Source organism: Bacillus sp. LR--39 (assembly GCF_053613335.1).
In genome coordinates this window covers 1-530 of sequence record NZ_JBSIOT010001523.1, presented here as the reverse complement: position 1 = coordinate 530, position 530 = coordinate 1, and the positions used below count along the sequence as shown (strand labels likewise).

Below are 530 nucleotides of genomic sequence, written 5' to 3'. Positions count from 1 at the left end.
CGAAAGCCTTCCAAACACATTGCCGACATCGTCGAATCTTGTGTCAAGCCCGAAAGCAGACATTTCCGTTTCCACAGCAAGCTGTGCGTCCATCCACTCTTTTGTGTATAAAAGCCTCGTTACGCCGCCATCCGCAGACGCACCGTATTGGGCGAGCCATTCAATATAATCTGTGATGCTGTTTTTTACTGAAAGCTTCTGCTTTTCCATGTACTCCCCCCTCTGGCCGCTATGGTGACTTCATTATAGAAGGAGCAACATGATAGTGCATTGACAGATTAACCAAAAAAACGTTTATTTTTTAGCCACAGTATCCATCCAGCAACCAGATACACCCTACATGTCACAACTATTTTGATGTAAAGGTCAAAAGAAAACACGGTAAGGAAGAGAGCCAGCAAGAGCGAAAGAGAGGGTCAAAATGCCTTTCATATGAACAAGCTAAGCTGGAGAGGCGATGTTCGCGGAACGGATGAAAACAGAAATGCCGGCAGCCCGCAAAAACAGGACCTAAAGATATGGAAACAGGA

1 protein-coding gene and 1 pseudogene are annotated in these 530 nt (G+C 45.5%); one reads left to right on the top strand and one right to left on the bottom strand.

What is annotated here, in order from left to right; all coding sequences use genetic code 11:
• Window positions 1-210, bottom strand: a pseudogene (locus ACWHAR_RS31555) (Zn-dependent hydrolase); the annotation flags it as partial.
• Between the two features lie 222 nt (window positions 211-432).
• On the opposite strand from ACWHAR_RS31555, the gene ACWHAR_RS31550 reads away from it, so the two are divergent.
• The coding region (locus tag ACWHAR_RS31550; RefSeq protein WP_452088989.1) for a hypothetical protein at window positions 433-530 on the top strand (98 nt) is incomplete at its 3' end.